The organism is Gordonia sp. SMJS1 (assembly GCF_029866425.1).
GTDB classification, from domain to species: Bacteria; Actinomycetota; Actinomycetes; order Mycobacteriales; family Mycobacteriaceae; genus Gordonia; species Gordonia hongkongensis.
The window spans coordinates 2,712,256-2,731,910 of the sequence record NZ_CP123381.1 but is presented as its reverse complement, the minus strand read 5'-3'; the positions used below and the strand labels follow the sequence as shown (position 1 = coordinate 2,731,910).

At 66.9% G+C, this 19,655-nt stretch carries 20 protein-coding genes; 10 read left to right on the top strand and 10 right to left on the bottom strand.

Annotated features, from left to right (window positions below; translation table 11 throughout):
• The first annotated feature begins 39 nt into the window (after positions 1 to 39).
• From QAD21_RS12420 to QAD21_RS12390, 7 genes are read left to right on the top strand one after another with little or no spacing between them, the layout of a single operon-like run.
• A complete protein-coding gene (locus QAD21_RS12420; RefSeq protein WP_280359623.1) occupies positions 40 to 636 on the top strand; it encodes a sulfite oxidase-like oxidoreductase in 597 nt (198 codons plus the stop codon).
• Positions 633 to 1,349 (top strand): ferredoxin reductase, encoded by a 717-nt coding sequence (locus QAD21_RS12415; protein WP_280359621.1) that lies wholly within the window; start codon positions 633 to 635, stop codon positions 1,347 to 1,349. Before QAD21_RS12420 ends, QAD21_RS12415 begins: the two co-directional genes overlap by 4 nt.
• 60 nt (positions 1,350 to 1,409) lie before the next feature.
• Complete coding sequence (locus QAD21_RS12410) at positions 1,410 to 1,886, top strand: glutathione peroxidase (RefSeq protein WP_280359619.1); 477 nt, start codon at positions 1,410 to 1,412, stop codon at positions 1,884 to 1,886.
• Positions 1,886 to 2,818 carry a DUF1295 domain-containing protein gene (locus QAD21_RS12405; RefSeq protein WP_280359617.1) on the top strand — a complete coding sequence of 311 codons (933 nt, stop codon included), beginning with the start codon at positions 1,886 to 1,888 and terminating at the stop codon, positions 2,816 to 2,818. Before QAD21_RS12410 ends, QAD21_RS12405 begins: the two co-directional genes overlap by 1 nt.
• Positions 2,815 to 3,933 (top strand): FAD-dependent oxidoreductase, encoded by a 1,119-nt coding sequence (locus QAD21_RS12400; RefSeq protein WP_280359615.1) that lies wholly within the window; start codon positions 2,815 to 2,817, stop codon positions 3,931 to 3,933. Before QAD21_RS12405 ends, QAD21_RS12400 begins: the two co-directional genes overlap by 4 nt.
• Before the next feature lie 55 nt (positions 3,934 to 3,988).
• Positions 3,989 to 4,714: a hypothetical protein gene (locus QAD21_RS12395; protein ID WP_280359613.1), complete on the top strand. Its 726-nt coding sequence runs from the start codon at positions 3,989 to 3,991 to the stop codon at positions 4,712 to 4,714.
• A 4-nt stretch (positions 4,715 to 4,718) separates the two neighbouring features.
• Positions 4,719 to 5,519: a crotonase/enoyl-CoA hydratase family protein gene (locus QAD21_RS12390; RefSeq protein ID WP_280359611.1), complete on the top strand. Its 801-nt coding sequence runs from the start codon at positions 4,719 to 4,721 to the stop codon at positions 5,517 to 5,519.
• Between the two features lie 249 nt (positions 5,520 to 5,768).
• Here the strand turns inward: QAD21_RS12390 and fadD5 are convergent, their stop codons facing one another.
• From fadD5 to QAD21_RS12370, 4 genes are all read right to left on the bottom strand, one after another.
• Complete coding sequence (gene fadD5 / locus QAD21_RS12385; RefSeq protein ID WP_068971429.1) at positions 5,769 to 7,379, bottom strand: fatty-acid--CoA ligase FadD5; 1,611 nt, start codon at positions 7,377 to 7,379, stop codon at positions 5,769 to 5,771.
• Positions 7,380 to 7,568: 189 nt separating this feature from the next.
• Entirely contained in the window at positions 7,569 to 8,804 is a 1,236-nt protein-coding gene (locus QAD21_RS12380; RefSeq protein WP_280359607.1) for a DUF6596 domain-containing protein, read from the bottom strand.
• Positions 8,801 to 9,178, bottom strand: coding sequence for a YciI family protein (locus tag QAD21_RS12375; protein WP_280359605.1), 378 nt, complete (start codon positions 9,176 to 9,178; stop codon positions 8,801 to 8,803). Before QAD21_RS12375 ends, QAD21_RS12380 begins: the two co-directional genes overlap by 4 nt.
• A gap of 545 nt (positions 9,179 to 9,723) precedes the next feature.
• Positions 9,724 to 10,230 carry a M15 family metallopeptidase gene (locus QAD21_RS12370; protein WP_280359603.1) on the bottom strand — a complete coding sequence of 169 codons (507 nt, stop codon included), beginning with the start codon at positions 10,228 to 10,230 and terminating at the stop codon, positions 9,724 to 9,726.
• Positions 10,231 to 10,333: 103 nt separating this feature from the next.
• Between QAD21_RS12370 and QAD21_RS12365 the strand changes: the two genes are divergently transcribed.
• Positions 10,334 to 11,515, top strand: a complete 1,182-nt coding sequence (locus QAD21_RS12365) for a DUF2235 domain-containing protein (RefSeq protein ID WP_280361699.1) — start codon at positions 10,334 to 10,336, stop codon at positions 11,513 to 11,515.
• Here the strand turns inward: QAD21_RS12365 and QAD21_RS12360 are convergent, their stop codons facing one another.
• The 5 genes from QAD21_RS12360 to QAD21_RS12340 all read right to left on the bottom strand — a co-directional run bounded on the left by QAD21_RS12360 (position 11,516) and on the right by QAD21_RS12340 (position 17,271).
• Positions 11,516 to 11,920 carry a VOC family protein gene (locus QAD21_RS12360; protein WP_058250505.1) on the bottom strand — a complete coding sequence of 135 codons (405 nt, stop codon included), beginning with the start codon at positions 11,918 to 11,920 and terminating at the stop codon, positions 11,516 to 11,518.
• A complete protein-coding gene (locus QAD21_RS12355) occupies positions 11,917 to 12,231 on the bottom strand; it encodes a helix-turn-helix domain-containing protein (RefSeq protein WP_280359600.1) in 315 nt (104 codons plus the stop codon). The genes QAD21_RS12360 and QAD21_RS12355 overlap by 4 nt, the downstream gene beginning before the upstream one ends.
• Before the next feature lie 226 nt (positions 12,232 to 12,457).
• Positions 12,458 to 13,180 carry an ATP-binding cassette domain-containing protein gene (locus QAD21_RS12350; protein ID WP_280359598.1) on the bottom strand — a complete coding sequence of 241 codons (723 nt, stop codon included), beginning with the start codon at positions 13,178 to 13,180 and terminating at the stop codon, positions 12,458 to 12,460.
• On the bottom strand, positions 13,177 to 15,969 hold the full coding sequence (locus QAD21_RS12345; protein WP_280359596.1) for a branched-chain amino acid ABC transporter permease/ATP-binding protein: 2,793 nt from the start codon (positions 15,967 to 15,969) through the stop codon (positions 13,177 to 13,179). Before QAD21_RS12345 ends, QAD21_RS12350 begins: the two co-directional genes overlap by 4 nt.
• A gap of 66 nt (positions 15,970 to 16,035) precedes the next feature.
• Positions 16,036 to 17,271 (bottom strand): ABC transporter substrate-binding protein, encoded by a 1,236-nt coding sequence (locus QAD21_RS12340; RefSeq protein ID WP_280359594.1) that lies wholly within the window; start codon positions 17,269 to 17,271, stop codon positions 16,036 to 16,038.
• A 356-nt stretch (positions 17,272 to 17,627) separates the two neighbouring features.
• Here QAD21_RS12340 and QAD21_RS12335 point away from each other — a divergent pair, with 356 nt between their 5' ends.
• Positions 17,628 to 18,233 (top strand): TetR/AcrR family transcriptional regulator, encoded by a 606-nt coding sequence (locus QAD21_RS12335; RefSeq protein WP_226513345.1) that lies wholly within the window; start codon positions 17,628 to 17,630, stop codon positions 18,231 to 18,233.
• A gap of 6 nt (positions 18,234 to 18,239) precedes the next feature.
• Here the strand turns inward: QAD21_RS12335 and QAD21_RS12330 are convergent, their stop codons facing one another.
• The gene (locus QAD21_RS12330) at positions 18,240 to 18,524 is read right to left on the bottom strand and encodes a hypothetical protein (RefSeq protein ID WP_226513344.1); all 285 of its coding nucleotides are present in this window, start codon (positions 18,522 to 18,524) and stop codon (positions 18,240 to 18,242) included.
• A gap of 176 nt (positions 18,525 to 18,700) precedes the next feature.
• On the opposite strand from QAD21_RS12330, the gene QAD21_RS12325 reads away from it, so the two are divergent.
• Positions 18,701 to 19,456 (top strand): M23 family metallopeptidase, encoded by a 756-nt coding sequence (locus tag QAD21_RS12325; RefSeq protein ID WP_226513343.1) that lies wholly within the window; start codon positions 18,701 to 18,703, stop codon positions 19,454 to 19,456.
• The last annotated feature ends 199 nt before the right edge of the window (positions 19,457 to 19,655 follow it).

Sequence of the window (19,655 nt, the reverse complement as noted above, 5' to 3'; positions counted from 1 at the left end):
GCGGGCCGAATAGAAGCGAGCCGCGTAGACTCCGCGACCATGGCGATCGTCAACCGAGGGTTCGTGGGGCGCCGCGACCGCGACGCGCGGCGTCTCCCTCCCGGCCAGTACACGACACTCGATTTCCCGGTGCTGTCCGCGGAGCCGACTCCTGCGGTCGCCCCGGACGGTTGGATGCTGGCCGTGCAGTCGGCTGACCACCGGGCCGCCACGTTCACATGGGACCAGTTCCAGGACCTGCCGCACGACGACATCACCACCGACATCCACTGCGTCACACGGTGGTCGAAGTTCGACACACGGTGGCGCGGAGTCTCGTTCGACACCTTGCTGCAGGCGCTCCCGTGGGAAGCGGCCCCGTTCGTGATGGCGCACTGCCACGGCGGGTACACCACCAACGTCCCGCTCGCCGACCTCATCGACGGCCGGGGCTGGATCGCCGACACGTACGACGGCGAACCCCTGTCCGCCGAGCACGGCGGCCCGGCTCGCCTCCTCGTGCCCCACCTGTACTTCTGGAAAAGCGCCAAATGGGTTCGGCGACTTCGCTTCATGGCCGAAGACGCACCCGGATTCTGGGAGGAACGCGGGTACCACATGTACGGCGACCCCTGGCGCGAACAGCGCTACTCGTGACGACCTGGCATCTCACGACGGTCACCGCGGTCGTCGACCTCACCCCCACCGCGCGCGCCCTGCGCCTCGCCCTCCCCGAGGCCGTCCACGCGTTGCCCGGCCAGCACGTCGACATCCGGTTGACCGCCGAGGACGGCTACTCCACCGCGCGCGCCTACTCGCTGTCCGACGTCCGCGAGACCCGGTCGATCGAGGTGACCGTCGAACGACTCGAGGACGGTGAGGTGTCGCCCTACCTCGTCGACATGGTGGAGGTCGGCGACCCGTTGGAGATCAGCGATCCGCACGGATACTGGTTCACCTGGCCGTCCGGCGACGACCGTCCCGTCCAGCTGATCGGCGGTGGCTCCGGGATCGCGCCACTCATGTCGATGATCCGCAGCCGCGAGGTCGAGGCGCCGCAGACTCCCTTCTCCCTCGTGTACTCGGTTCGCAGCCCCGACCGCGTCTACTACCGGGACGAGATCCGGCAGTTGATCGCTCACCGGCGCATGGATGTTCACCTGATCCACACCCGGGTGGCCCCCGACGACGCGACGCGGCCCGCGGGACGTATCACCGCCGACGAACTCGCCGCGCTGACCATGGATCCCGCACTCTCGCCGACCGTGTTCATCTGCGGCCCGAACAGGTTCGTCGAGAACTGCGCACAGTGGATGGTCGAGGCCGGCCACGACCGCACCCGCATCCGGACCGAGCGATTCGGCGAGTGACCCCGGGATGCTTCGACGATTCTCCCAAGCAAGTGCTTGATCGGCACGTAGCGTAGCGGCATGACCTCTGTGTACGACTTCACCGCCACCAGCATCGACGGCGATCCCGTCGAACTCTCGCAGTTCCAGGGCTCGCCCCTGCTCATCGTGAACACCGCTTCGCAGTGCGGATTCACCCCGCAGTACCGCGGCCTGGAGGCACTGCACCGGGACTACGCCGACAAGGGGCTGCGGGTCCTGGGCTTCCCGTGCGACCAGTTCGGGCACCAGGAGCCCGGCGACGAGGAGGAGATCAAGAACTTCTGCTCGCTGACCTACGACGTGACCTTCCCGATGTTCGCGAAGGTCGATGTGAACGGACCCGACGCCCACCCGCTGTTCGCGTGGTTGCGGGACCAGAAATCCGGCGTGCTCGGCGGCCGGATCAAATGGAACTTCACCAAGTTCCTCATCGGGCGGGACGGGTCCGTCGTCGCGCGATACTCGCCGACGACCAAGCCGGAGAAACTCGCTGGATCCATCGAAGAACAGCTGTGATGGGGACGCCCGTGAGCACCGACAGCACCATCAGCCGAAGCGGTTCGTTCGTCCGCGTGACGATCGCCTACGTGCTGGCCTTCGCGGTCGCCGCCGCCTGGCTCATCTGGGGTCCGGCCACCGCCTACCTCTGGCTCGACACCCTGATCGCAGATCTGCTCGCCACCCTCGTGATCTTCGCGTTCAGCCGGTTCTACGGCAATTCCAGCTTCTACGACGCCTACTGGAGCGTCGTGCCGCCCGCGCTGTTCGTCTACTGGTGGGCCGCCGGCGACGTCGGGATCGACGCGGTGCACTGCTGGGTCATCGCCGTCGTCATCGGCGCCTGGGCGATCCGTCTGACCGCGAACTGGGCGATCGGCTGGCCGGGTCTCCACCACGAGGACTGGCGGTACCCGATGCTGAAGTCCGGGGCCGGACGCGCCGAACTGCCCGTCGACCTGATGGCGATCCATGTGTTCCCCACCATCCAGGTGTTCCTCGGCATGATCCCGATCTACGTCGCGGTCACCCACACCGGCGGCGTCCTGGCCTGGCTGACCGCGGTTGCGGCCGTCGTCGGACTCGCTGCCACGGCGCTCGAGTACGTCGCCGACGGGCAGCTGCGACGTTTCACCGCACACCGGACACCGGGCGCCGTCCTGGACACCGGCGTGTGGGCGTGGTCGAGGCACCCGAACTACTTCGGCGAGGTCCTGTTCTGGGTGTCGATGGCCCTGTTCGGGCTCGCCGCCTCGCCCGGCGACTGGTGGTGGCTGTTCGTGGGCGCGGTCCTGATGCTGGCGATGTTCCTCGGCGCGAGCATCCCCATGATGGAAAAGCGCAGCCTCGAGCGGCGCCCCGGTTACCAGGACGTCATCGACCGGGTGCCGCGCTTCGTCCCCCGCCCCCCGCGCTCGGCCGCACATCCACCGGATCAGGTCACTGCGTGAGCCGACCACGCGTCGTCGTCGCCGGCCTCGGTGATTCCGGAGTACTGACCGCGATCCATCTCGCCCGGCATGCCGACGTCGTGGGCATCTCGTCGAAGCCAGGGCTGGTCAGCGGGCAGGAACTCGGGCTGCGGATCAGCCAGCCCGACGCGTGGGCGCGCGACTACCGGATCCCGTTCGGGCGCTTCCGGAAACTCGACGGCATCCGGACCGTCCACGGCACACTGACGGGTGCCGACCTCGGTGACCGCACCGTCACCGTCGTCGACGCCAACGGCTCCGAGATGGTCGAGCGTTTCGATGCGCTAATCATCTCCACCGGCGTGCGGAACGGATTTTGGCGACATCCGGAACTGCAGTCGGAGGCCGACGTCGACGCCGAGTTGCGTTCGGCGCATGCGAGATTCGCCGATGCCGGGACCATCGTGGTGATCGGTGGCGGCGCGGCGGCGGTGAGCGCCGCGGCCAACCTGGCGCAGACCTGGCCGGGCAAACGGATCGATCTGTATCACCCGGGCGAACGTGCTCTGCCGCAGCATCATCCGCGGACTTGGGCGACCGTCCTGGCGCGGTTGCGCCGGCTCGGCGTCGGCGTGCACGGCGGCCATCGTGCGGTCGTACCCGACGGGTTCGCTTGCGACGAGATCACTCCGGGGCCGGTGAGCTTCTCGACGGGGCAGTCTCCGGTGAAGGCCGATGCCGTGCTCTGGGCCATCGGCCGGGTGAGACCGAACACGGAGTGGCTTCCGCGAGAGGTGCTCGATCCGTCGGGCTTCGTGCGCGTGACGGCCGAACTGCGCGTACCCGGTGCGGATCTCGTCTACGCGATCGGCGACGTCGCGGCGACCGACGACCTCCGCAGTTCCGCTCGGAATCGTGCCGATCGTTTGCTCGCACACAACATCCGGTCCGACCTCGCCGGGCGGCCGGGCCGTGCGCGGCGCTACGCTCCCCCACGGCGGCGTTGGGGTTCGGTGCTCGGTGTCCAGGCCGACGGTCTGCAGGTGTTTGCGCCCAACGGGCGACCGTTCCGATTCCCGGCGTGGTCGGTCGACACGATCCTGCAACCGTGGATCGTCCGTCGCGGAATCTACGGCGGCATCCGGAAGCCGTGAGTGCACGGGGTGTTTTCCGGGAGGACGGGCAGCGGTCCGCGCATACACTCGGCCCATGAGCAACGAACCGTTCTCTGCCAATCCATCCGGACAGCCGCCGACCCCGGGCGGGCCCGGACAGACGCCCTCCGGCGCGTACCCGTCGGGAGCGGTGCCTCCCGCCGCGCCGCCACCGGAAGCTTCCCAGTATCCCGCCGGAACCACACCCGGCGTCGCGCCGACCGACTCGACGACCGATGGGACGACCCCGGTCAAGCCGACCGCCGCCGAACGCGCGAACTCCGTGGTGAAGAAGGTGGTGATCGGACTCGTCATCGCGGCGCTGCTCGTCGTCACCTACTTCATCCTCGAGGCGTTCCTGCCGCGCTGGTGGGCCGGTCAGATCGGGCAGCGCGTCGAAGGATCGTTCAGCCGCGGCATCGGCACCGGCCTGGTTCTCGGGATCGTGTGCACCTTCTTGCCTGTGCTGTTCTTCACGTTGGCGTTCGTCAACCGCAGCCGCATGAAGAACGTCCCGACGATCATGTTCGCTGTTCTCGGCGTGGTCGTCGCGATCCCCAACCTGCTCACCCTCACGGTGGTCGCCGGCGGTGGGAACGGCGCACATGCCGGCGAGCGCATCTTCGACGTCGAAGCGCCCGGCTTCCGCGCCGCCACCGCCTGGGGCGTGATCATCGGGGTCGTTCTGGCGATCGGCGTCGGCTACTTCATCTGGCGATACCAACGCCGCGGCCGTCAGCTCCGCGAGATCAAACACCCGCCCACAACAGATCGGAAGTAGATACATGACCGAGCAGCGGATCGTCGTGGACATCGACGACGCCGGTGTCGCCACGGCGACGCTCAACCGAGCCGACAAACACAACGCGCTCGATCCGGCGATGTTCGAGGCCCTCATCGACGTGACGGGCACCCTCGCCGAGGGCAACCGCGTCCGGGCCGTGGTGGTACACGGTGCGGGCAAGAGTTTCTGTTCCGGCCTGGACGTGTCGAGCCTGGGTCAGGGTGGCGGGGTGAACTCGCTGCTGGAACGGGAGCCTGGCGTGCTCGGCAACCACGCGCAGCGGGTGTCACTGGACTGGGGCCGCATCCCGGCACCGGTGATCGCGGCCATCACCGGCAACTGCTTCGGCGGTGGCCTGCAGATCGCGCTGGGCGCCGATATCCGCTACTCGACCCCCGACGCGCGCCTGTCCATCATGGAGGTCAAGTGGGGTCTGGTGCCCGACATGGGCATCACCCAGACCCTCCCGCGACTCGTGTCCGCCGATGTGGCAAAGGAACTCACGTTCACCGGACGCATCGTCGACGGCGCCGAGGCCCAACGACTCGGTCTGGTCACCCGCGTCGTCGACGATCCGCTCACCGCCGCACTGGATCTCGCGCACGAGATCGCATCGAAGTCGCCGCACGCGGTTCGTGCCGCCAAGCGTCTCTACGACGAATCGTGGGCGGGCACGGATCCGGCCGCGGCGCTGATGCTGGAGAGCGAACTCCAGGTCGGACTGATGGGATCCCCCAATCAGATGGAGGCGGTACACGCCGGGATGGCGCGACGCGAGGCGCGCTTCGCCGACCCGGAGTGACCGGAAGCCCTTGGTGGCTCGTCGCTTTCGCTCTTGCGCCCCCTCTGCTCGCTAATCCGAAAGAACCACGAACCGCTGGACTGTGGGGTGGAAGCGATGCCCTCCCTCTGCTCCCTGAGGTGCGAGGAGCGTTAGCGACGAGCCTCGAAGGGTCCTGGTGAGATGCGTCGCCAAACCCTTCGTGGCTCGCTTCGCTCGCACCTCAGGGAGCATAGAAATCGGACGCTCACCTCAGGGAGCGGGCGGTGATCAGTTCGACAGTCCGGCGTCCTTGCTGCCGTAGGCATCTCGGAGCCGTGGCTTGACGACCTTCCCCCCGGCGTTGCGTGGGAGTTCGTCGATGATCACCAGGTCCTTGGGGTGCTTGAACCGCGCGAGGTTCTCGTTGAGGTGCGGCTCGAGATCGGCGAGGGTGAGGTCCTCGACGCCTTCGGCCAGCACGACCACCGCGACCGGCACCTCGCCCCACTTCTCATCTGCGCGACCGATGATCGCGGCCTCGGTGATGCTCGGATGGCTGAACAGGACGTTCTCGACTTCGGCGCAGTAGATGTTCTCGCCGCCCGAGATGATCATGTCCTTGGCGCGGTCGACGACGTAGAGGAAGCCCTCTTCGTCCTGGCGCACCAGGTCGCCCGAGTGGAACCAGCCGCCGCGGAAGGCTTCTGCGGTCGCCTCGGGCTTGTTCCAGTAGCCGATCATCATGTTGGGCCCGCGATAGACGATCTCGCCGACCTCACCGGGCTTCACGTCGTTCATGAGCGGATCGACGATGCGCGCGGTGACCGCCGGGACGACCTTGCCGATGGAGCCGAGCTTGCGCAGTGCATCTTTGCCCTCGAGGATCGTCGTCACCGGTGACATCTCGGTCTGACCGAACGCGGTCATGTTGGCGGCCTCCGGGAAAGATTCATTCATCGCGTTCAGCACGGTGTCCGACGCCGGGGCCGCGCCCCAACTCATCGTGCGCAGCTTGAGCTTCCGGGGACGCGCCTTCTGCGCCGCACAAACGGCCTGCCACTGAGCCGGGACCATGAAGACCGACGTGACGCCTTCGCGCTCTAGCGTGTCGAGCATGGTGTCGGGATCGAACGCGCCGAGCGGGTGGAGCACCGCGCGGATCCCGCGGTAGAAGATCGGTGCGAAGCCGCCGATCCCCGCGATGTGGAACAGCGGAGGCACGATGGAGGCGACGTCATCGGAACCGGACTGTGCCCCGGCCGTGGCGATCGTCGTCACCGCCTGCGCCTGGATGTTCTGATGGGTGAGCATGGCGCCCTTGGGTTTTCCGGTGGTGCCCGAGGTGTACATGATGGCGGCGACAGTGTCCTCGGGCACGTCGACCTCCGGCAGGTCCGACGCGCCCTCGGCCAGCAGGGTCTCGAAGTCGAGATGGTCGGCGTTGTCGCTGCCGTCGACGACGATGATGGTCTCGATCTGACCGGTCGACCCGGCGACCGCGTCCGCGATCGGCGCGAGGAGGGTCTCGGTGACGACGACCTTCGCACCGCTGTCGGTGACGAGATAGGCCACCTCGGCGGGGCTCATGCGGATGTTGACCGGTACCGGGATGGCGCCGATGAGAGTGGCCCCGAGAATCGCCTCGATGTACTCGGTGCGGTTGAGCAGGGCCATCAGAACCCGATCACCGAATTGGACACCCCGCCGGTGGAGTGCGGCTCCGAAGGCGCGCGACCGGTCGTCGAGTTCCTTCCAGGTCGTGTTCTTGTCGAGATAGGTGATCGCCGTGTTGTCCGGGGTCATCATGGCGTGCCGGCGGACCTGGTTGTTCCAGTGATTGCGGCGCGAGCGGTACGGCTCGGTGGTCAGATCGTTCGTGACCTCGGCACTTGCAGTCATGACTGCCTCCATTCGTCGAGCGAGGCTCGACCCGTTGTGAAGCCCTCGGTGAGGGTCCGGCCACTGTTGTGTCCCGAGTCACACATTAGGTCGTCGGTGTTGCCAGAATCAGGCATTCCCGCCGTTTGGTGACACCCGGCCGCCGCCCCCCTCGACCGTGCGTCGGTTCCGTCGGGCTCGCGACGATCCCTACCCAACCTTGCCCGCACGTCGTCGCAGATACCCCCGCGCTCGTTCGTCGCCGGTGAGCTCTGCAGCCCGTTCGAAGTGCTCACGCGCCACGTCGGAGTGCCCGGCCCGAACCAGCAGATCTGCCTTCACCGCGTGGAACGGGCCGAAACCTGCGGCGTCACCGCCCAACTCATCAAGCAGGGAGAGTCCATCTGCGGGAGAACTCGCCCGCCCGACGATCGCAGCGTGGGCGATTCGCGCACCAAGTGTCGACGCCACGGACACGAGCGCGGACGACAGCGACTGTAATGCGGCCCAGTCGACGACACCGGTGCGTGCGCGGTCGGCGTGGACGGACTGCATGGCAGCTTCGAGCTGAAATCGACCGTGTGGCCGGCCGTACGTCGATGCGCGTCGAAGCATGGCCTCCCCATCTCGGATGAGCGCGGTATCCCAGGTGGCCGGATCCTGCTCTTCGAGCGGGATGAACGGGCCGGTCCGTGCCGGCGCCCGCGACAACGACAGCGCGATCAGCGCAGCGAGACCCCACGCCTCAGGATCGTCGAGCAGCGCGGCGAGCGTGACGGCCAGGTGCAGCGACTCCCCCGCCATCGATTCGACGGTGTCGGGATCGGTCCCGTCGGCGTCGTTCCATGCGATCGCGAAACACCCATATACCGCTTCCAGCACAGCGGGAAGTCGCTCCGGCATCGCCGCGCGGTCGGGAACGACGAACGGTATCCGGGCGTCGCGGATCCGGCGCTTGGCTCGCACGAGGCGCTGCGACATCGTTGCCGGGGCGACCGCGAAGGCGGTGGCGATGTCGGCGGCCTCGAAGCCGAGCGCCGACTGCAACATGAGCGGCGTGCGGGTGGCGGCGTCGATGGCCGGATGGGCGCAGGTGAACAGCAACTCGAGCCGCTTGTCGGGAATGGCGTCGGGGTCCACATCGTCGAAGGGGGTCACTGTGGTTGCTCCGGGAGAGATGGTGTCGTCGAGGGTCTTCGACGTACGGTGCGCCGCCGACTTCCAGACGTCGCGCAGCTGATTGCGTGCGACCGTGAACAGCCAGCCTTCCGGGTTCGCGGGTACCCCATCTGACGGCCACGAGGTGAGTGCACGTTCGAAGGCGGTGGCCAGTGCATCCTCCGCGAGCGCGAGATCCCCCGACGCGGCGGCGAGAAGCGCCACTAGCCGCGAATATGACTCGCGGGCAGCATGTTCGGCGGCGGTGTGCGCTTCTCGTCGGGTCATGCGTTAGGTGTCCACGCACCATCGACGGTGTAGGTCGCGCCGGGCCTGATCTCCACGACACCCCACTCGATCGGCGGTGCCTGACGCGCCCATTCGATGGCGGTGTCGAGATCGTCGACATCGATGACGACGGTTCCGCCGAGCTGTTCCTTGGTGTCGGCAAAGGGGCCGTCCTGAACGACGAGCCGGCCGTCGACCTTGCGCAGCGTCGTCGTGACGTCCGAGTGCTGTAGGACTTCGGCACTCACGAGCACGCCGGCGTCCTGGAGGGCCGCGGTGTAGGCCGCGAAGGCGGCCTGGCCCTGAGCGATGGCTTCCTCACCGAGGGTCGACGCGTCCATCTCCGGGTAGTGCAGCAGCAGCGAGTAATGCATGATCAGACCTCTCGTTCAGCGGGCCGCTCGTCGGTCCGTGTGCAGTGATGACGAGCGTGCCGGACGCCATTCGACACATTCGGCACATCGTTCTTCGATTACCGCTGCCCCTAATCAGACGGAGCGCATAACCCCTGCTCCCTGATCCGAAGAACCACAAAATTGCTGGTCCGTAGGGTGCAAGCGATGCCCTCCCTCTGCTCCCTGAGGTGCGAGGAGCGCAAGCGACGAGCCACGAAGGGCCCGGCGAGACAAGTTGCCACACCCTTCGTGGCTCGCTTCGCTCGCACCTCAGGGAGCATTCCTTTGGGACGTTCACGACTGTTTTATTGGTCACGATGGCCGCCAGGCCGCCGATTTTGAGGAGGCCCGGAGCTTGCGGAGGGCCGTGTCCCCCGCTCTCTGAGGAGGCCCGGAGCTTGCGGAGGGCCGTGGTCCCCCCGCTCCCTGAGGAGCCCGCAGTTTGCGGAAGCAGTCCCCCTTCGCTCCCTGAGGAGGCCCGGAGCTTGCGGAGGGCCGTCACGAAGGGTCATCGAACAGGGCCATCACGAACGGCCAAGCCGGTCAGCGCGGGCCGCGGCATCGGGCCACATCGCAGGGCACGGAAGACCGGGTACCGTCGCGAGCTCGAAGTGCCACCACTCGTTGGCGAAGGTTCGGCACAGACCCCAGCGGTAACCGGTTCGTTCGAGCCAAGCGGCGCCTTCCCGAGGGCCGACGTCGATGGCGTGGCCGCTGACATGTGGCGACTGCTCCGCCGGCAGGACCCACCGTCGAGCGGCTTCCGGGCTGCCATAGGTCGCGATCGCATCGCGCCACATCTGACGCTGCTCCGCGTCTGTTCGCTTACCGGACGTGATCCACAACGAGACCCCCTGTGCGCGTGCGCTGTTCGACGCCTGCTGGTAGGCCGTCGCCAGCGCTGGATCGAGGCCGGCGGTGGGCGGCGCGGCATTCGCCGGCACCCCGCCGAGCCCGCACAGCAGCAGGGCCACGAGTACGGCGGTACAGATGAACGCGATTCGCCGGGCCGCGATGTCGATGAACCTCATGACCGCAGTAAACCGTACGACCGACGACTCTCGCATCGAACCGTCGGAGCTACTACCGTCTACTGCGGGTGGGCCGCGTGCGAGCCTGTGGAGGGTCGGAAAAATGAAGAAGCGTCTGGTGGTCTGTTGCGACGGCACGTGGAAGTCGTCCAAAGACCCACGAATTTCGAATGTCGAGAAGATCGCCCGAGCCGTCACCACCGATGCCGACGACGGCGCTGTGCAGCTGGTCCATTACGTCAACGGTGTGGGAACCGGGTCGGGCTGGTCCGACCGCGTCATCGGCGGGGCGTTCGGTCGCGGCCTCGATGCCAACCTGATCGATGCCTACCGATTCCTCGCCCTGAACTACGAGCCCGGCGATGAGATCTTCGTCTTCGGGTTCAGTCGCGGCGCGTACACCGCGAGGAGTCTCGGGGGCATGATCTGGCACATCGGCCTTGTCACCCCGCTCGAACTCGCGCAGCACCCGACCGAGAACCTGTTCGAAACGGTCCTGCGGTACTACCGGACGAAGCGGGAGGATCGCCCGGCGAAGACCCCAGGCGCCCCGGTGCCGGTCAAGTTCATCGGCGTCTTCGACACCGTTGGTGCCCTAGGCGTTCCCGGCATCACGCGCGTCAAGCACAAGTTCCACGACGTGAAGCTCGGCAAGAACGTCGCGGTGGCCAGGCAGGCGCTCGCCATCGACGAACGTCGGCTGACATTCGATCCCTGTGTCTGGGAAGTCGACGAGGCAGATGAGGGCGAGATCGATGTCAAACAGGTGTGGTTCGAGGGGGTCCACTCCGACATCGGCGGTGGTCTGGCGGTCACCGAACCGTCGGAACTGAGTCTGTCCTGGATGGTGCGCGAGGCGGAACTTGCGGGCCTGCAGTTCTGCTACAAGCGATTCACGCCTATCAGCTTCCCCATCGACCCGTCGAACGAGAAGTACGCGACCAACAAGTCGATGAACGCTGCGTACCGCATCGTCAACATCTTCAAGCTCGCGTTCGGCCCGCTGCGGATGCGCGGAGAAACCGTGCGTCACAAGGGTCAGTCGCGATTGCTCGAGGCGAACAAGAATGATCCAGCAAGGCCGCTGTACATAGCCGCGCCCGCGCTCACTCGGTGGACTGACGACATCGGGTCACGCAAGAAGAGGGCGACGAACATCGGCGCGTGGGAAGAGCTGATCAAGGACCTATCGGTCCGCGCGGTCGACATTCCTCCGCTCGAGGCGCCGGTGACTACCCGACAACCGGCATCCCCCGCGTCTGAGTCGCTACTTCCACAGCAATAGTCACTGCGGGGCAACGTCTTTCGTCGCAGCGATCTGGATGAGGTTTCCACACGTGTCGTCGAAGACCGCGACGACCGCAGGTCCGATATCGGTCGGTTCCTGGGTGAACTCCACGCCGAGGCCGCGTAGCCGCTCGTACTCGGCCTGCACATCGTCGACGGCGAACTGCGCCAACGGGATTCCGTCTTCGATGAGCGCGTCCCGGTAGGGCTTGACTGCGGGGTGGCCAGACGGTTCGAGAAGGAGTTCCATCCCCTCGGGATCGTGCGGGGAGACCACCGTCAACCACCACGTGTTCTCCCCCATCGGAATGTCATGGCGAGTCGTGAATCCGAGTATCTCGGTGTAGAACTCGTGTGCCTTGCGCTGGTCGTCGACGAAGACGGACATCAGTGTCATTCTCATGGGAGGTCCTCTCGATGGGCGGGCCACCGCTCGGCGATCTCGCCGAGTGGTGCGGGGTCGAAGTAGTGGAATTTGGAGCGTCCGCGTTTCTCGGTGTGGACCAGTCCGGCCGTCTCCAGCACGCCGAGGTGCTGGGAGATCGCCTGTCGGCTCAGGTTGAGCCCACGCCGAGACGTGAGGCGACCGCAGATTTCGAACAGCGTCTGGCCGTCCCGTTCGACCAGCTCGTCGAGAATTGCTCGCCTCGTCGAGTCATCGAGTGCATGGAACACGTCGGCCACACCTGACAATAGGCAAGTCGCTACTTGCATGTCAATGGTGGGCGTCGCGCTCGCCATTGCTCCCCGAGCCGCAAGAGCGACCCCCATCGCTCCCTGAGGTGTCCACCCCTTGCCCCCTGAGGTGCGAGGAGCGCGAGCGACGAGCCTCGAAGGGCTGGTGAGGCGCCTCGCGATGCCCTTCGTGGTTCGTCGCTATCGCTCCTCACACCTCAGGGAGCAGAGGGGGGCGGGAGCAGGGGACGGCAGCTCCCTGAGGCTAGTGAGCAGCACTCCCGAGATACGCCTCTTCGATCCGCCCGATGTCACCGGCCAGCGACGCTGCGTAGTCCGTCAAAGCGATGTCGCCGTGGACCAGCACTACCGCCCGATCGGCGATACCGAGCGCCAACCGGACGTGCTGTTCCACGAGAACGACCGCGGTGCGATCCTTGTCGGCGACCTCCCGAAGGACGGGCAGGATCGACTCGACGACGATGGGCGCGAGTCCCATGCTCAGTTCGTCGATCAGCAGTACTTTCGGCTGCTGCAACAGCGCGCGTCCGATCGCCAGCATCTGCTGCTCTCCCCCGGACAGCTCGCCCGCGGCGACCTTGAGCCGCGCACGGAGAGCCGGGAAGTGATCGAGCACCCGGTCGACGGCGTTGTTCCGAGCCGCCCCGCGTCGGCGAATGGCCAGCTGGAGGTTCTGTCGGGTCGTCAGCTGCTTGAACAGCGACCGGTCGTCCGGAACCAGGACGAGTCCGGCACGCACGGCCGCGCGCGCATCCCCCGCCCGAACTGCGTGACCGCCGACGCTGACCTCGCCGTCGAGTCGCGGAAGCAGACCGGCAAGGGTGGTGAGCAGCGTCGTCTTTCCGGCCCCGTTCGGTCCGAGCAGAGCGACGATCTCCCCTGCTTCGACGGACAGGTCGAGGCCGTGGACGCAGGCTTTGCCGCGCGAGTACCCGGCGTCGAGACCGCGGCATTCGAGGACCGTCACGGCGTCATCTCCTTGGTCGTCGAATGTGTCTCGGAGACAGTTGCATTGGGTGGCGAAGGATCGTCGGACTCCGCGGTCCCCGCGACCGCCGACGACGGCGTGCCGAGATAAGCGTTGACGACTGCCGGTGAGCGTCGAATCTCGTCCGGGGTGCCTTCGGCGATGACGGCTCCGAGGTCGAGGACGATGACCCGGTCGCACAGGCTCAGTACGAGATCCATGTCGTGGTCGACGAGGACCATGGAAATCCCGTGTGCCCGTGCGGCCCGCAACCTGTCGCCCAGCCATCGACTCTCGGTGCTGTCGAGTCCGGCGGCCGGCTCGTCGAGCAGCGCCACCTCCGGCTGGCCGGCGAGTACGCGAGCCACCGCGACGAGCTGACGCTGACCTTGCGAGAGATCAGCGGCCACAACATCACTGAGGTGGCTGATCTCCAGCATCCGCAGGACGTTGCGGACGTTCTCTGCGGTATCCCCCGGCGCACGGCGCGCGGCGATCGCCAGGTTCTCGGCGACCGACAGCTCACCGTAGAGCTCGATGTCCTGGAAAGTTCGGCCGAGCCCTTCGCGGCTGCGTCGATGTGGTGCAAGGCCGTTGAGGGTCGTGCCGCCGAGAGCCACCGTTCCGGACGCGGTCGCGAATCCGCTGATGGCGTCGATCAGAGTCGTCTTGCCGGCGCCGTTGGGTCCGATCAGGCCGACGATCTCGCCGGAACGGAGGTCGAAGCTGACGCCATCGACGGCGGTCACCGCCCCGTAGCGCACCGTGACGTCGCGAGCCGAGAGCAGGACCTTGCCGCTGGGCGGTGTGACCGGTGGAGTCGGTGCTGCCGGAGCGTCGTCGTAGGCCGGTTGTGGTGCACGACGTCGAGCCGGCATCGGGATCTTGTGCAGGTACCCGATCACGCCGTCGGGACTGGTGACGACGGTGAGCACCAGCAGTATTCCGCTGACCAGCATGTAGTAGTCGCCGAACGACGCGTACTTGTCCGCAGCGAAGTACATCAGCCCACCAGGCGCGATGATGCCGGCGAGGACGGCTCCGGAGATCGAGGTGACGCCGGCGATGTAGAAGACCGCGAACAGCCCGATGCCAGCGAAGACGGCGTAACTACCGGCGGTCGCGAGGGTCTGCTGGTACGCCAGCAGCGATCCGCCCAGTCCGGCGAGGAACGACGCGATCGCGAAGGCGATGAGTTTGGTTGCGCCGACGTTGATCCCGGCCGCGGCTGCGGACCGTTCGTTGGCGCTCACGGCCAGCATCGACGCGCCGAGCCCGCGGCGACGGAGAAGTGCCACCGCGTACGCCACCAGGGTCAGCACCACGAGGCACAGGATGCCGAAGGCGGTCCGCGGATATCCCTCACCCGCACCAATTCCCAGATCGATGCCGAAGATCGACGGGGATTCGACACGCGCACCCTGCAATCCGCCGTTGAGCGACGGGTTGCGGAACCAGAACGCCTCGCAGAACACGGCGAGAGCGAGCGTCGCGACCATGAGCGGTAACCCGCGCACCCGAAGAGCGGGCAGGCCGACGATCACGCCGATGACCATCGCCGCGCAGGCCGCGAGCAGCGGAGCGAGCGGGAACGGGATGTTGAGGTCGTCGGTGAGTCGGCTGAGCGCGTAGGCGCCGACGCCGGCGAGCGTCAGTTGCGCCAGCGACACCTGGCCCGCGTACCCGGTGACGACGACCTGGGACAGCGCGATGATGGCGTAGATCATCGTGGCGATGACGGCGAGGCGGAGACTGCCAGAGGTGGTGACGAGGGCGAGGACCGCGACGGCGACACCGAGGACCCCGGGAATCACCAGATGGTTCGGACGCGGTGACCGGCCGAGGTCGTTGCGGGTGACCGCGCCGCGGCCCGGCAATGGACGCCCGCGGATGAGGAGGAAACCGATGATGAGGATCAGCGGGACCGCCTCGGCGACACCGGCGTCGGGCATCCAGTCCCAGGTGGTCTGGAGTTTTGTGGCCTCGGACTGCAGCATGCCGATGACGAGGCCGGCACCGACCGTGATCGAGATCGCGGTGAAGTTGCCGACCAGCGCCGCCGCGAGGGCCGGCACGATGAACATCGTGTAGGCCACGGGATTGAGTGGAACGATCGGTGCGATGAGCACGCCGCCGAGTCCGGCGGTGGCCGACGACAACGCCCAGTTGGCGACCGCGATCCGGTCCGGTGAGAGGCCGGTGACGAGCGCGCCCTTCTCGGATTCCGCGGCCGCCTCGGTCGCCACGCCGAAGCGGGTGTAGCGCAGCACGAGTCCCGCACAGATCGCGAGTCCGACGATGACCACGGCCAACATCAGACGGTCCGTCGGAACTGCGCTGGATCCGATCGTGAACGTGTCGACCTTGAAGATGGGTCCGACGCTGGGCGCGTTCTCGCCGACCCGCAGCGCGATGAGTGCCTGAATGACGAGCATCAGACCGATCGCAGCGACCGCCTTGGCCAGCGCCGGGGCGGCCCGCATCGGGCGGAACACCAGTAGGTACAGGATGACGCCGAGGATCGCGGCGACGACCACGGAGATGAGTAGCGCTGCAGCGACTCCGAGGTCGGAGCCTAGTGAGGTGGTCGCCGGGAAGCCGGGGATGGGGTTGAGGAGTTCTCCTTGGCGCAGAAAGGCGTAGGTGTAGGCGGCGTACAGCGCTACCGCGCCGGTGGCGAAGTTGACGACGCCGGAACTCTTGAACGTCATCACCAGCGCGAGGCCGAGTGCGGCGAAGACGGCTCCGTTGCCGAGGCCGAGGACCAGGAAGGCGAGATGGTCGGTCATGGAACTCCCACTGGGAAGTGCGGGGATCGGGGGCCGCGCGGACGCGACCCCCGATCTGGAGCGGAACTAATTGTTGGTGACGACGGTGTTCTCGAGCTTGGCGTCGGCGGTCACGTCACTGACCAGGATCGCCTTGCTGCACAACGACGTCAGCGGCGGGAACGCCTTGCCGTCGCAGGTGAAGGTGATGCCGGGTGCGGCCGGGAGCGGGACGTTCTTGGCCTGTGACAGCGCGGTGGTGAACGCTTGGGCGTCGACAGTGCCCTCGAGACCGTTCAGCTCGCCGAGCGCAGTCATGACCTGATAGCCGATGTAGGCGAGACCGGCCGGATCGGTGTCGGGCGCGTATTGCGCCATGACGCTGCGGTATTGGGTGACGCTCGGGTCGTCGGAACTGAGGTTGACCGTGGTGAACGCCTTGGCGCCGGAGACCGCGTCGTTGCCGACGGCGTCGAGGACGGGCTTGTCGAGGCAGCTGGCGATGAGGTACTTCGAGGCGTCGGGGGCGACGGTCTGCAGCGTCTTGAGGACCGAGATGCACTGGCGGGTGTCGCCGAGGATGCTGACCGCATCCGGGTTGTCGGCGAGACCGGCGGTGATCTGCGGTGTCAGGTCGGCGGCGCCGACCGGCACGGTGACGACGTTGAGAGCCACCCCGGCACGCTGGAACATGGGATCGCCCAGCGCTTTCACCGACGCAGCCGCATCACCGGAGTCGCCGATGATCAGGGTGACCTTCTTGAGTCCGTCCTTGGCGGCGGTCGCGGCCTGTCCCGCGAGGACGGCGACGATTCCGCCGGACAGCATGAACGAGCCGGGGGTCGCCATCTCGGCCTGGGACACCGGAGCCTGTGCGACGAACGGGATCTTGGCGCCGGCGATGATCGGCAGCATGACCGCACCCTGCGCGCCCAGCGGCGAGACCACAACCGAAACCTGCTGCTCCACCATCTGATTCGCGCACTTGGTGGCCGAGGCGGGTTCTTCCTGCTGCTTGCACACCACCAGTTCGATCTGGTGACCGCCGATGCCGCCGCCGTTGTTGTTCAGGTATTCGACGGCGGCTTCGCTGCCCTCGCGCACCATCGGCGTGGTCACGGCACCGCCCTCGGGCACGATCAGGCCGACCTTGACCGGGTCGCCGGTGGCCGGGTTGCTGGGGAGCTGGCTGGTCTCGCCGGCGGTGGAGCTCTCCGAGCTGTCGTCGGCGCAGGCCGTCAGCGCTCCGAGCGCGAGCACCCCGGAACAGCCGATCACCGTCGCGGTCCGAAGCACACGCCTGAGTGCACTGGGTGATTTCATGCGATCCCCTTCGATCGTGATTCGACAAGTCGCCGCCCCGCTGCGGAGACGGACGAAATGTCGGATTTGCTGACTCGGTGGCGACTGTAACCCGCAGGTCGCGGTCGTCGGTCGGATTCGAAATATTCTGTCCTGCAATGAGTCTCGGCTTAGGTAACGACTGGTGCGCATGGCAGCACAAGTCGTCGGTCCGGCGCCGGAAGATCCCCCCGCGGTCGACTCGCGTGACGTCGTCTCATGGAGCGACGACCTCACACTGGACTCAGAGCAAAAAGTTAGACGCCCATCCAAACTTTGGGGGCGGAATGCAAGAATTGGTCGGTCGGGGTCGCCCCGCCCGTACGGAAGGCACCACTTTGACCGAAGCTCCGGCCATGGGTCGGCGGGAACGCAACAAGCAGCAGACGCGCGAACGCCTGCTGATCGCTGCGCGCGAACTGCTCGCCTCCGAGGGGAGCGCCGCGACGGTCGAGTCGATCGCCGAGCGTGCCGAGGTGTCGCGGGCGACGTTCTTCAACTACTTCCCGAGCAAGGACGACCTGCTCACCGATCTGTACGCCCAGCTGATGGGGACGTTCTCGAACGTCGTCGACGCGATGCTCGAGAAGCCGCTGAGTACGTACGAGCGCGTGGTGGGTGTGTTCGTCGACTTCGCGCGTTCGTCGGTCGCCGACCCGGACTACATGCGGACGGTGACGAGCGAGATCGAACGGATTTCGTCGATGTCGGGGACGCTCGGTGAACGCAGCCACGTGTTCACCTCGGAGGTGCTGCGGCTCATCGAGCGCGGTGTCGAACAGCAGGATGTGCGGACCGATCACCCGCCGGAGTTCCTCGCTCAGATGGTGGCCGCGATCTATGTGTCGAGCATGCGGTACTGGCAGATCGATCCGGGCTTCGAGGTGAGCGAGAGCTTCGAGCGCGCCGGCCGCTATGCCGCGGAGTCGCTGCTGCCGCGGTAGGGCTGGTCAGTCGTCGGGTCGGGCGACGTCGGTCTCCCACCGTTCGCGGCGTTCGTCCTCGGTCTGCTCCCACCATGGGGTGCCGCGCTCTCCCAGGGCGACCTTCGCCGCCTGGACGCCCCGACGTGACTCGGGTGCGCCTTTCGTCCGCTTCACGTCCCGACGCCACGCCATGAGGATCGACTGCAGTTCGGACCGCCGCTCGTCCGGAATCAGCGGGTCCGTCGCCCGCCACTTCCGGCCGTTGACGACGATATGGCGGCCGTCGGGCGTGTGTTCGGGCTCGGGCATGGATTACACGGTGCCACGCGGTTTCGACGCCGTGTGTGACCGGGATCTCGTTTGGGGTCTCACCTGGGGCTTTGCGTAAGTCCTGGGAGTCCTGGGCTGACTCTCAGTGTCTGCTTATGTCAGAAAAGGTAACTTCGCCGTGTCCTTGCCGATACCGAACTGTTACCCAATCTGAGATGGACAACGCTTTGCCTCTTCACCGACTGAACGCCGTCTCTTCGACGCGCCCCGCCACTCGCGCCCTGCTCGACTCGACGTCGCGCACCCGGCGTCCCGGACGCCATCGTGCCACGTCGCACTCCACCGCCCGCACGGCCCTGCGAACGGGCGCGTTCGCCGCGTTCGTCGGTGCGGTCGGCCTGAGTGCCGGCACCGCCGCGCAGGCAGCGGCGCAGCCCGCTCCCCCGTCTGCGCCGAAGATCGCGCTCCCCGAGAACGTGAAGCTGCCGGCTGGCGTGGTCCTGCCGCCTGAGCTCGACGACTTCGCTCGCGACGTCCTGCCGCCGTCGGTATTCGGCCCGGGCAGCTCCGACCTCCCCGGTATCAAGAAGGCAGTGAAGCCGGTCAGCGGCACCGTGGCCTCGGGCTACGGCCCGCGCTGGGGCACCCACCACAACGGAGTCGACATCGCCAACAAGATCGGAACGCCCATCTACGCCGTGACCGACGGCGTCGTCCTCGAGTCCGGCCCGGCATCCGGCTTCGGCCAGTGGGTCCGCGTCAAGCAGGACGACGGCACCGTCGGCGTCTTCGGACACGTCAACGAGAGCTTCGTCCACCCCGGCCAGCACGTGCGCGCCGGCCAGAAGATCGCGACCGTCGGCAACCGCGGCCAGTCCACCGGCCCCCACCTGCACTACGAGGTCTGGGATGCCAACGGCACCAAGATCAACCCCCAGGCCTGGCTCAACAAGCGTGGGGTTCATCCGTGACGGATGGTCGCCCTCGCTATACGACGTCGGTCCTGTCGCAGGAGAACAGACAGCGAATCTAAACGTCGCCGGTTCCAGGTACCTAGACGTCAGCCTGACTGCGAGTACTGCTCGTCGCCGGGAAACGTGATGCAAGGCGACAGGGAGGTTACTGTCCACGGGGGACCATACGAAACAATTGAACGAGTGAGGACGACGG